Origin of the sequence: Nocardioides ungokensis, from assembly GCF_013466985.1 — a bacterium.
GTDB lineage: Bacteria > Actinomycetota > Actinomycetes > Propionibacteriales > Nocardioidaceae > Nocardioides > Nocardioides ungokensis.
Map to the genome: position 1 here is coordinate 4,174,042 of NZ_CP059164.1, position 9,603 is coordinate 4,183,644.

Sequence of the window (9,603 nt, forward strand, 5' to 3'; positions counted from 1 at the left end):
ACGGTGTTAGATTAGATTCATGACAGTAACCTAACACTGTTAGATTGTCTAGAGGGATGCGGACCGCGATTGCGAAGAAGGGGACGAGACACGTGGCTCGAAGATCAGCAGAGGCGGCCAGCAGGGCGCCGGTCAGCAAGGACCGGGCGCTCGAGCACGCCGTAGCCGTCGCGGACGCCGAGGGCATCGAGGCGGTGACCATGCGCCGACTGGCACGCGAGCTCGGGGTCGAGGCCGCCTCGCTCTACCACCACGTCAGCGGCAAGGACGAGATCCTCGACGGACTGGTCGACATCGTCTCGGCCGAGATCGAGCTCCCGTCACCCTCCGATGAGTGGCGCCCAGCGATCCGCCAGCGGGCGCACAGCACGAGGGCGGTCCTGCGCCGGCACCCCTGGGCGGTGGCCCTGATGGCATCGCGCACAACACCCGGGCCGGCCACGCTGCGGCTGCTCGAGGCCGGGATCCGATGCTTCCGAGCCGGTGGCTTCCCCGTCCAGCCCGCTGCGCATGCGATCTCGGCAGTGGACAGCTACGTGCACGGGTTCGTGCTGCAGGAGGTGAACCTGCCCTTCCGCGACGAGGCCGAGCTGGCCGCGATGACGGGCGCGATCATGGATCAGTTCCCGGCCGAGGACTTCCCCTTCCTGTTCGAGCTGACTGTCGAGCACGTCCTGCAGCCGGGCTACAGCTACGGCAACGAGTTCGACGTCGGCCTCGAAGTCGTGCTCGACGGCGTCGCGACCCGACTCGAGCGGGCTGAGAGCTGACGGAAGCGTCGCGGCCGCCCCTCCGTCACGCCGACCCCTTCTGTGCGACGGCCGTCTGCCATGATGTCGCCGGACCAGGGGCCCGGCCTTCCCCAGCGAAGTACCTGGGAGAGTGCCGATTGAACCCCCACGGGCCCCTAGCTCAATTGGCAGAGCAGAGGACTTTTAATCCTTTGGTTGTGGGTTCGAGTCCCACGGGGCCTACAGATCCGTCACCCTCGGAGCAGTGGCAGCAGCTGCTCCCCCTGGCGCTCGATCTCTCGCAGGTACGGCGTGTCCGAGAGCACGAAGTGCGTCACGCCGATGTCCTGGTACTTCCGCAGTGACTTGGCGACGTCCGCCGGAGAGCCCACGAGCCACGTGGTGCCGGCGCCGCCGGCGCCGTACCTGCCGGGCGTCGTGTAGAGGTTGTCGTCGAGCACCTCGCCCCGCGAGGCCAGGTCGAAGAGCCGCTGCTGACCGACCGCCTCGCCTCGGTAGGGGTTCTGCCAGGCGCGCGTCCCGGCCCCGGCGTCTGCCTGAGCGGCCATCTCGGCCACCCGGGCCTCGGCCTCCGCCCAGGCCTCGTCGGTGGTGTCACGGACGAACGTCGTCACCCGCAGGCCGAACTCCAGCGGCGCGTGCTCGCGGCCGAGCTCCCGGCTCAGCGCCCGGAGCCGCTCGATGCGCTCGCGCACGCCGTCCAGCGGCTCGCCCCAGAAGAGCTGGACGTCCGCCTCGGTCGCGGCGACCCGCTCGGCCGCCGCGGAGGCCCCGCCGAAGTAGAGCCGGGGGTGCCGCCGGTCGCCGCGCGGGGCGATCCGCGGGAGGACGGTGGAGTCGCTCACCGAGAAGTGCTCGCCCTCGTAGGTCACCCGCTCCTCGGTCCACAACCGGCGCACCAGCTGCATGAACTCCCGGGTCCGGTCGTAGCGCTGGGCCTGCTCGCCCTCGCTGTCGCCGTACGCGGCCAGGTCGTCCTTGCCCGAGACGATGTTGACGCGTACCCGACCGCCGGTCAGGTGGTCCAGGGTCGCCGCGGCGGCGGCGAAGTTGGCCGGTCGCCAGTAGCCCGGGCGTACGGCGACCAGGGGCTCGAACGTCGACGTGCGGCAGGCCAGCGCCGTGGCCAGCGTGAATGTGTCGGGACGCCCCCAGCCGGTGCCGATGAGGGCGCCGCCCAGCCGTGCCGCTCGAGTGCCTGCGCCTGCTCGGTGAGTCGCTCCAGGCTGTTGTGGTCAGCCGTGACCGCGTCGCCTCGATGGCCGGGCTCGACGGCGTTCGGGATGTACCAGAGCAGCTCGGGGTCCACGTCGCTTCCTTTCACTGTGGTCATTTCAGGGGGTGATCTCAGTGGGTCATCGGTCCGGCGGTCAGGAACCCGCGGTCGGCGAGTCGGGCACGACTCGCAGCCCGCCGACGACCTGCTCGACCGGCGTCGGGCCCGCGACGGTGGGCAGGCCGGCCTCGCGCCAGGCCTGGATGCCCCCGATCACGTCGGTCGCGTCGAGGCCGAGCGAGACCAGCGAGGCTGCGGCCAGCGAGGAGGTGTAGCCCTCGGTGCAGTAGACGATCCAGCGCCGGCCGGCTGCGGCGATCGGCAGCCTGGCGTCGGAGTCGGGGTGCAGCCGCCACTCGAGGTGGTTGCGCTCGACCACGACCGCACCGGGGATCTCTCCGTCGGCGCGCCGCTGCCACTCGGGCCGGATGTCGACCAGCTGGGCACCGTCCGCGACCGCCCGGTCCGCCTGCTCGGGGGTCAGGCGGGTCAGCGCCTCGCGGGCCACCCCCAGCATCTCCTCGAGGCTCGAGAACGCCGCCTCCCGCGCCGGTGGGGGCGCCTCCGGGTCATCGGTCCAGCTCGCCGCCCACCGCAGGAGGCCTCCCTCCGACGGCTGGTAGTAGTGCATCAGCCGGATCGGCGGCGAGTACGCGTGGACGCTCAGGGCAGGCGCCTCCAGGTGGTTGCGCACGTCGTGCACGTAGTGCGGGTCGAAGACGACCGTGTCCCGTTCGTGCCGCGGCTCGTCGCCCAGCTCGCCCGGAGAGTCCGGCGTCGGCCCGCTCCAGACGTACTCGGTGAGCGAGCCCTGGACGACGGTGAAGGCACCGGACGAACCGCCGTGGTCATGGAGCTCGGTGCCCTGCTCGGTGGTCCAGCTGATCAGCCAGACGTCGACGTCCGCGTCCTGGTGGATCCGCACGTGCCAGCGGTCCTCGGTGTGGAAGTCCGCGACGTGGCTTCCTCGGCGCACGTCCTCGGCGTAGCGCTCCACGACGTCGCGCAGCTCGGCGGGCGACAGCTGGCGCCCGCTCCTGGCGGCTGGGGACGGTCCGGAGGTCATGGTCCCCATAGTAGTTGAAGTTGACCAAGTTACTAGTATTAAGTCCATGACGAGTGTCCCGCTCCCGAGAGGAACAGACCAGATGACCGAGCGAGTCGACATGACCGCAGCCACGGAGGTCCGCGTCATCACCCACGTGCGCGTGCTGGCCGACCTCTTCGCTCGACGACCGGACCTGGCGGGGGTGTACCCGCCCGCCGACCTGACGGCCGAGGCGGTGCGCTGGTCGGTGTGACCACGGCGTACCCAACCCGGACGCCATCTCACCCATTTGGGGGAGGCCCTCTTTACAGCGCGCCCCCGCTGCCCTAGGCAGAACATGTTGCAGATCACTGCGTACCTGTTTGTCCGACGTGTCCTCGGGTACGGCGCGCGGTGGGGAGACAGTCCAACCCGCGCCCGTGTCAAGGCGCACCAGAAGGATTGAGGGAGCATGTCTGCAACCACCAAGATTGCCGTCGGCGTCGCCAGCGGATACCTGCTGGGACGCACCAAGAAGTTGCGGCTCGCCATCACCGTCGGCAGCATGCTGGCCGGCCAGCGCATCGCCACCAACCCCCAGGCGCTGCTGGCGCAGGGGGCCAAGCTCGCTGACAAGAACCCCGAGCTGAAGAAGCTCCAGGACCAGATGACCGGCCGGCTGCTCGACGCCGTCAAGGCCGCCGCACTTTCGCAGGCCACCTCGCGGATCGAGAACGTCACCAAGTCGCTCACCGCCGGTTCCTCCGACGAGGAGGAGCCTGAGGACGAGTACGACGAAGACGAGTACGACGAGGCCGAGGACACCGACGAGGGCGAGGCCGAGGAGGAGCCCGAGGACGAGTACGAGGAGTCCGAGGAGGAGCCCGAGGACGAGTACGAGGAGTCCGAGGAAGAGGAAGAGCCCGAGGCCGAGGACGAGCCGGAGGACGAGGCAGAAGAGGGGCCCGAGGACGAGGCCGAGGAGCCGGAGCCCGAGCCCGAGGAGGAGCCCGAACCTCCGCGACGCGCGCGCAGGCGCCCGTCCTCTGGCGGACGGTCGGCCAAGCGCGCCGCCTCGAAGACCTCGGAGTCGAGCCGGACGGCCACCAAGAAGGCGCCGGCGAAGAAGGCCCCCGCCAAGAAGACCAGCTCGACCGCCAAGAAGACCGCGGCGAAGAAGGCACCGGCCAAGAAGGCCCCTGCCAAGAAGACCGCTGCGAAGAAGGCGCCGGCGAAGAAGGCCCCCGCCAAGAAGGCACCCGCCAAGAAGACGAGCACGGGCCGCACGGCCAAGAAGTCGACGTCGCGCTCGCGCAGCGGCTCGGGGAGGTAAAACGCCATGGCGAACACCAACACCGAGGCGATGGACAAGCTCAAGCTCGTCTCCTCCGACCTCATGAAGGCTGTCGGCGACAAGGCCATGAAGACGGCGTCCGAGCGGGTCGGTGGTCTCACCGACAAGCTGGAGGACATCGCCGGCGGCGGCCCGATCGGCAAGGCAGTCGCGAAGGGCGGCGAGGCCAAGCTCAAGGGCGAGTCGCCGGTCAAGGGCGCGGTCAAGGGCCTGGCCTCCGGCGTCAAGGACAAGATCACCGGCGGTGGCGGCAAGGGCAACAAGTCGCCCAAGGCCACCAAGGCGACCAACATCGTGGAGTCGATCGACGTGGGCGTCCCCCTCCGGGTCGCCTACAACCAGTGGACCGAGTTCGGCTCGTTCCCGAACTTCATGAAGAAGGTCGAGAAGGTCGAGGCCGCCGACGACAACAAGCTCAACTTCAAGGCCCAGATCGTCTGGTCGCACCGCACCTGGGAGGCGACGATCCTCGAGCAGATCCCGGACGAGCGCATCGTGTGGCGCTCCAAGGGCGAGAAGGGCCACGTCGACGGAGCCGTGACCTTCCACGAGCTCGGCCCCAACCTGACCCGGATCCTGCTGGTCCTGGAGTACTACCCCCAGGGCCTCTTCGAGCGCACCGGCAACATCTGGCGCGCCCAGGGCCGACGCGCCCGAGCGGAGTTCAAGCACTTCCGGCGCCACGTGATGACCCGTACGATCCTGAACTCCGAGGAGGTCGAGGGCTGGCGCGGCACCATCGAGGATGGTGAGGTCGTCCAGACCCACGAGGAGGCCCTCGAGGAGGAGCAGCAGCAGGAGGAGCAGGAGTCCGAGGGCGCCGAGGACCAGTACGAGGGCGACGAGGACGAGTACGAGGAGGGCGACGCCGAGGAGGACGAGGCAGCCCCCGAGGACGAGTACGAGGACGAGCCCGCCGAGGACGACGAGGCAGAGCCCGAGGACGAGTACGAGGACGAGCCCGCCGAGGACGACGAGGCAGAGCCCGAGGACGAGGCAGAGCCCGAGGACGAGGCCGAGGAGGAGCCCGAGGCCGACGAGGAGGACGCTGAGGAGGAGCCCGAGGACGCCGAGGAGTCCGAGGAAGAGGAAGAGGAAGCGCCGCGGCGTCGTACGCGCCGCCGTGCGAGCTGACCCCCACCACCTGAGGAGAGAGCCTTCATGAGTGTTCAGCAGTCCAGCCGCCGCGGAGGCGGCGGCTACCTCGAGCGCCCCGCCCCCAGCGGCCTGGCCGACGTCATCGAGATCATCCTCGACAAGGGCATCGTCATCGACGCCTACGTGCGGGTGTCCCTCGTCGGCATCGAGCTGCTCACGATCGACGCGCGCATCGTGATCGCGAGCGTCGACACCTACCTCCGGTTCGCGGAGGCCACCAACCGGCTCGACCTGGTCGAGCACGGCGGCGGCAAGCCCCTCGACGAGTTCATCGGTTCGATGCAGGAGAGCGGCGCCGCCAAGAAGGTCGGCGGCGCGGTCAAGGGAGCCAAGAAGGCGCTGTCCCCGGGCAGCTCCGACGACGACGAGGGCCGCCGACCGGCCAGGAAGTCGTCGTCGCGTCGCAGGACTGAGGAGCAGTGACGACGACCCGAGCCGAGGATGTCGTGGACACCGACCGTGGCTTCTTCGTCTACGGAGTCATCGACTCCGAGACGGGACGGGTCCCGGACGGCCTGACGGGGGTGGAGGACACCCCCGTCCGGGTCGTCCCCCGGGGCCCGGTCGCGGCGGTAGTCGGCGAGATCGACCTGGACCGGACGACGGCCGACGCGCGGACCTGATCGCCTACAGCACGGTCCTGGACCGGCTGGCGGCGGCGGGCGCCGTCGCTCCGGTGCAGTTCGGCTCGGTGATGGTGGACGAGCAGAGCGTCATCGAGGAGCTGCTCGCCCCCAACGAGCAGTACTTCGCCCAACTCCTCGCCGAGCTGGCCGGGCGCGCGCAGTTCAACCTGCGCGTCGGCTTCCACGAGCCCGTCGTGCTGGCCGAGGTCGTGGCCGCCGATCCCGAGATCCGCCGGCTGCACGAGCACACCGCGACCTTCCCGAGGACGCGGCGTACGCCGACCGGGTGCGGCTGGGCGAGCTCGTCGCCCGGGCCATGGAGGACAAGCGCGAGCTCGAGGTGGAGGCGCTGCTCGACAGCATCCTGCCCCTGACCGCGGGCTACTCCCTGCGCTCCGGTGCCGGGATCGAGCACGTGCTCGACGTGGCCCTGCTGGTCGACGACGACCGGCGGACCGAGTTCGAGGAGCACCTCGAGGGGCTGGCGGAGGCGGTCCACGAGCGGCTCCGGCTCCGTCTGGTCGGCCCCGTCGCGCCGTACGACTTCGTCGGGGGCGACGGATGGGCCTGATCAGCGGCATCCTGGGCCTGCCGCTGGCACCGCTGCGGGGCACCGTGGCGGTGGCCGAGCAGGTGCTGCGACAGGCCGAGGAGACCTACTACGATCCGGCGACGATCCGAGCCCAGCTCGAGGATGTCGACCGACGACGCCAGTCCGGCGAGCTGTCCGACGACGAGGCCACGGCCTGGGAGGACGAGCTCGTCGAGCGGCTGATGGAGGGGCAGCGCCGCCCCCGGGAGGAGCGAGCATGAGTGAGAGCAGTTCCGAGGCCGAGCAGTCCACGGACGAGGGCACGGCCAAGAAGGCGCCCGCCCGCAAGCGCACGACGAAGAAGAGCCCGGCGAAGAAGGCCGCGCCCCGCAAGGCGAGCGCCCGCACCGAGCCCGCGCGGCCCAAGCGGATGACCGGGCCCCGGGTGGCGGCCGAGGCGGTCCGCCAGCTCCTGGAGCTCACCGGCAAGGGCGCCGAGGGCGTCATCGGCCTCGAGCGCACCGAGGACGGCTGGTCGGTCAAGGTCGAGGTGCTCGAGCTGCGCCGGATCCCGAACACCACCGACGTGCTCGCCATCTACGAGGTCACCATGGACGGCGACGGCGAGCTCGAGGGCTACCGGCGTCTGCAGCGCTACGTGCGGGGCACGCCCGGGGAGGCGTGAGATGACCCAGTCCCCCGACGCCACCCCCAGCTCCCGGCCCTACTACTCCGCCCCCAGCCAGACGGCGCGGCCCCAGCCGGCCAACCTGGCCGACATCCTCGAGCGGGTCCTCGACAAGGGGATCATCATCGCGGGCGACATCCGCGTGAACCTCCTCGACATCGAGCTGCTGACCATCAAGATCCGCTTGCTGATCGTCTCGGTCGACAAGGCCCAGGAGATGGGCATCGACTGGTGGCGCAACGACCCCATGCTCAACGGCACCGAGCAGAGCCTGGCCGACGAGAACCGCCAGCTCCGCGAGCGCATCGAGGCGCTGGAGGCGAAGGAGTCCCGTGACTGAGACGGGCCGCTACCTCTACGCCATCGCACGGGGGCTCGACCCGCAGGTGATGGTCCACGTCCCGGCGCTGGGCGGCGGCCACCTCGACGTCGTCGAGCACCTCGGCCTGGCCGCTGTGGTCAGCACCGTCGACCTCGGCGAGTACGGCGAGGAGGGGCTGAGGCGCAACCTCGAGGACCTCGCGTGGCTGGAGGAGGTCGCCCGCGGCCACGACACCGTCGTCCAGGCGGCCGCGGAGCAGGCCCCGACCGCGCCGCTGCGGCTGGCCACGATCTGCCTCGACGACGACGGCGTGCGTGCCCGCCTCGAGGAGTGGCACGACGCCCTCGAGCAGGTCCTCGACCGGATCGAGGGCCGCCGCGAGTGGAGCGTGAAGGTCTTCGCCCGGCCCCGTCCGACCCCGGCCGCGACCGGGTCCCAGCCGGCGGCCACGGGCGGCGCGGCGTACCTGCAGCGGAAGCGGGCGGAGAGCCAGGCCCGCGAGGCCGACGAGAGCACCGCGGCAGCGATCGCCGACGAGGTGCACGAGCGCCTGGGCGCGCGGTCGGTCGCCACCCGCCGGCTCCCGGCCCAGGACCCCGGCTGACCGGGCGGACCGAGCGGATGCTGCACAACGGCGCCTACCTGGTCCCGGTCGAGGACGGGGATGCCTTCGCCGCGGCCGTGGACGCCCTCACGACCGCCCACACCGACGTGGTCATCGAGTGCGCCGGCCCCTGGCCGCCGTACTCCTTCGCGACCCTGGACCAGCAGTGACCGACGCCCCGCAGGCGGGCACCACTGCCGGCACGACGGTCGAGCCGCAGCCGGTCCACGGGCGCCAGATCGCCCTGGTCGACCTGCTCGACCGCCTGCTCGGCACCGGAGTCGTGCTGGCGGGCGACGTGGTGATCTCGCTGGCCGGGGTGGACCTGGTCCAGGTCCGGCTGCACGCGCTGATCACCTCGATCCGCGCCGACATGCTGGAGCCCCAATGAGCGAGGAGCGCCGGCTCTTCCCGCAGCGGCTCGAGACCGACGCGGAGTCGGTCGAGCGTGACCTCTTCAAGCTGGTGCTCACCGTGATCGAGCTGGTGCGCCAGCTGATGGAGAAGCAGGCGCTGCGCCGGGTCGACGAGGGAGACCTCACCGACGAGCAGATCGAGGGCCTCGGCACCGGCCTGATGCACCTCGAGCAGGCGATGGAGGACCTCAAGGCGAGGTACGACCTGACCGCCGAGGACCTCAACATCGACCTCGGCCCCCTCGGCCCGCTCCTGTCCGAGTAGCCGGGCCGACCCCGGAAGTCGGTGGCGGGGCGAGGCCGTTCCTTGGTCGAATGGGCCATGACCGAGCTGGTGCGGCCCGACGTGCGGTGGTTCGACTCCTGGGCGGCGACGCTGCGGGAGTTCGGCCCGGACTACCCGCACGGCTCCGGCTGCCCGCCCGAGGGGCAGCCGCTGGACCGGGCGAGCTGCGCCAGGCTGGTCGACGACCTGGTCCGGTACGGCGACCCGACGGCCGTGCTGCCGGCCGACCGGGTCCACTGCGACCACTTCTGGATCACCGACGAGGCCGAGGTGATCGGCTTCCTAGCGCTGCGGCACCGCCTCAACGACCACCTGCTGCAGGAGGGCGGGCACATCGGCTACTCGGTGCGGCCCTCGCGGCGTCGCGCCGGGCACGCGTCGCGGGCGCTCGCCCTCGCGCTGGCGCGTGCCGCCCACCTCGGGCTGGACCGGGTGCTGCTGACCTGCGACGAGGACAACCTGGGCTCGCGGCTGGTGATCGAGAAGGCCGGCGGCGTGCTCGAGGACATCCGGTTGGGCAAGCGGAGGTACTGGATCCCCACCGCCTGAGCCTGCGTCGTCA

Annotated in this window: 15 protein-coding genes, 1 tRNA gene and 1 pseudogene; 15 read left to right on the forward strand and 2 right to left on the reverse strand. The window is 70.8% G+C overall.

From position 1 onward, the window contains the following. Positions 1-56 precede the first annotated feature (56 nt). Together H0S67_RS20700 and H0S67_RS20705 are read left to right on the forward strand one after the other, a co-directional pair. Positions 57-770 (forward strand): TetR/AcrR family transcriptional regulator, encoded by a 714-nt coding sequence (locus H0S67_RS20700; RefSeq protein WP_180934589.1) that lies wholly within the window; start codon positions 57-59, stop codon positions 768-770. Between the two features lie 131 nt (positions 771-901). After that, positions 902-974: transfer RNA gene (locus H0S67_RS20705), tRNA-Lys, on the forward strand. An 8-nt stretch (positions 975-982) separates the two neighbouring features. Here the strand turns inward: H0S67_RS20705 and H0S67_RS20710 are convergent. After that, positions 983-1,933, reverse strand: a complete 951-nt coding sequence (locus H0S67_RS20710; protein WP_343050520.1) for an LLM class flavin-dependent oxidoreductase — start codon at positions 1,931-1,933, stop codon at positions 983-985. Between the two features lie 189 nt (positions 1,934-2,122). Continuing rightward, on the reverse strand, positions 2,123-3,094 hold the full coding sequence (locus H0S67_RS20715; protein ID WP_180934590.1) for a rhodanese-like domain-containing protein: 972 nt from the start codon (positions 3,092-3,094) through the stop codon (positions 2,123-2,125). 82 nt (positions 3,095-3,176) lie between these two features. On the opposite strand from H0S67_RS20715, the gene H0S67_RS20720 reads away from it, so the two are divergent. The 13 genes and pseudogenes from H0S67_RS20720 to H0S67_RS20790 all read left to right on the forward strand — a co-directional run bounded on the left by H0S67_RS20720 (position 3,177) and on the right by H0S67_RS20790 (position 9,590). Then, positions 3,177-3,329 (forward strand): hypothetical protein, encoded by a 153-nt coding sequence (locus H0S67_RS20720; RefSeq protein ID WP_180934591.1) that lies wholly within the window; start codon positions 3,177-3,179, stop codon positions 3,327-3,329. Positions 3,330-3,527: 198 nt separating this feature from the next. Further along, on the forward strand, positions 3,528-4,388 hold the full coding sequence (locus H0S67_RS20725) for a histone protein (protein ID WP_180934592.1): 861 nt from the start codon (positions 3,528-3,530) through the stop codon (positions 4,386-4,388). Positions 4,389-4,394: 6 nt separating this feature from the next. Further along, positions 4,395-5,543: an SRPBCC family protein gene (locus H0S67_RS20730; protein WP_180934593.1), complete on the forward strand. Its 1,149-nt coding sequence runs from the start codon at positions 4,395-4,397 to the stop codon at positions 5,541-5,543. Between the two features lie 27 nt (positions 5,544-5,570). Continuing rightward, complete coding sequence (gene gvpJ / locus H0S67_RS28500; RefSeq protein WP_180934594.1) at positions 5,571-5,990, forward strand: gas vesicle protein GvpJ; 420 nt, start codon at positions 5,571-5,573, stop codon at positions 5,988-5,990. Positions 5,991-6,013: 23 nt separating this feature from the next. After that, positions 6,014-6,764 (forward strand): annotated as a pseudogene (locus tag H0S67_RS26050) (GvpL/GvpF family gas vesicle protein). After that, complete coding sequence (locus H0S67_RS20755; RefSeq protein ID WP_180934597.1) at positions 6,755-7,006, forward strand: gas vesicle protein GvpG; 252 nt, start codon at positions 6,755-6,757, stop codon at positions 7,004-7,006. Before H0S67_RS26050 ends, H0S67_RS20755 begins: the two are co-directional and overlap by 10 nt. Next, positions 7,003-7,410: a gas vesicle protein GvpO gene (locus H0S67_RS20760; RefSeq protein ID WP_180934598.1), complete on the forward strand. Its 408-nt coding sequence runs from the start codon at positions 7,003-7,005 to the stop codon at positions 7,408-7,410. The genes H0S67_RS20755 and H0S67_RS20760 overlap by 4 nt, the downstream gene beginning before the upstream one ends. A 1-nt stretch (position 7,411) precedes the next feature. Then, positions 7,412-7,753, forward strand: coding sequence for a gas vesicle protein (locus H0S67_RS20765; RefSeq protein ID WP_180934599.1), 342 nt, complete (start codon positions 7,412-7,414; stop codon positions 7,751-7,753). Then, positions 7,746-8,339: a GvpL/GvpF family gas vesicle protein gene (locus H0S67_RS20770; RefSeq protein WP_180934600.1), complete on the forward strand. Its 594-nt coding sequence runs from the start codon at positions 7,746-7,748 to the stop codon at positions 8,337-8,339. The genes H0S67_RS20765 and H0S67_RS20770 overlap by 8 nt, the downstream gene beginning before the upstream one ends. A gap of 17 nt (positions 8,340-8,356) precedes the next feature. Further along, the gene (locus H0S67_RS26995) at positions 8,357-8,509 is read left to right on the forward strand and encodes a GvpL/GvpF family gas vesicle protein (RefSeq protein WP_180934601.1); all 153 of its coding nucleotides are present in this window, start codon (positions 8,357-8,359) and stop codon (positions 8,507-8,509) included. Further along, the gene (locus tag H0S67_RS20780; protein WP_180934602.1) at positions 8,506-8,730 is read left to right on the forward strand and encodes a gas vesicle protein; all 225 of its coding nucleotides are present in this window, start codon (positions 8,506-8,508) and stop codon (positions 8,728-8,730) included. Before H0S67_RS26995 ends, H0S67_RS20780 begins: the two co-directional genes overlap by 4 nt. Continuing rightward, complete coding sequence (locus H0S67_RS20785; RefSeq protein ID WP_180934603.1) at positions 8,727-9,020, forward strand: gas vesicle protein K; 294 nt, start codon at positions 8,727-8,729, stop codon at positions 9,018-9,020. Before H0S67_RS20780 ends, H0S67_RS20785 begins: the two co-directional genes overlap by 4 nt. Positions 9,021-9,077: 57 nt before the next feature. Further along, positions 9,078-9,590, forward strand: a complete 513-nt coding sequence (locus tag H0S67_RS20790) for a GNAT family N-acetyltransferase (protein ID WP_180934604.1) — start codon at positions 9,078-9,080, stop codon at positions 9,588-9,590. Positions 9,591-9,603: the final 13 nt, after the last annotated feature.

Bases quoted from the DNA above. Each gene is read 5' to 3' on its own strand.
- H0S67_RS20790 (WP_180934604.1), top strand. From the start codon at position 9,078: ATGACCGAGCTGGTGCGGCCCGACGTGCGGTGGTTCGACTCCTGGGCG.
- H0S67_RS20785 (WP_180934603.1), top strand. From the start codon at position 8,727: ATGAGCGAGGAGCGCCGGCTCTTCCCGCAGCGGCTCGAGACCGACGCG.
- H0S67_RS20760 (WP_180934598.1), top strand. From the start codon at position 7,003: ATGAGTGAGAGCAGTTCCGAGGCCGAGCAGTCCACGGACGAGGGCACG.
- H0S67_RS20765 (WP_180934599.1), top strand. From the start codon at position 7,412: ATGACCCAGTCCCCCGACGCCACCCCCAGCTCCCGGCCCTACTACTCC.
- H0S67_RS20730 (WP_180934593.1), top strand. From the start codon at position 4,395: ATGGCGAACACCAACACCGAGGCGATGGACAAGCTCAAGCTCGTCTCC.
- H0S67_RS20720 (WP_180934591.1), top strand. From the start codon at position 3,177: ATGACCGAGCGAGTCGACATGACCGCAGCCACGGAGGTCCGCGTCATC.
- H0S67_RS20725 (WP_180934592.1), top strand. From the start codon at position 3,528: ATGTCTGCAACCACCAAGATTGCCGTCGGCGTCGCCAGCGGATACCTG.
- H0S67_RS20700 (WP_180934589.1), top strand. From the start codon at position 57: ATGCGGACCGCGATTGCGAAGAAGGGGACGAGACACGTGGCTCGAAGA.
- H0S67_RS26995 (WP_180934601.1), top strand. From the start codon at position 8,357: ATGCTGCACAACGGCGCCTACCTGGTCCCGGTCGAGGACGGGGATGCC.
- H0S67_RS20755 (WP_180934597.1), top strand. From the start codon at position 6,755: ATGGGCCTGATCAGCGGCATCCTGGGCCTGCCGCTGGCACCGCTGCGG.
- H0S67_RS20715 (WP_180934590.1), bottom strand. From the start codon at position 3,094: ATGACCTCCGGACCGTCCCCAGCCGCCAGGAGCGGGCGCCAGCTGTCG.
- gvpJ (WP_180934594.1), top strand. From the start codon at position 5,571: ATGAGTGTTCAGCAGTCCAGCCGCCGCGGAGGCGGCGGCTACCTCGAG.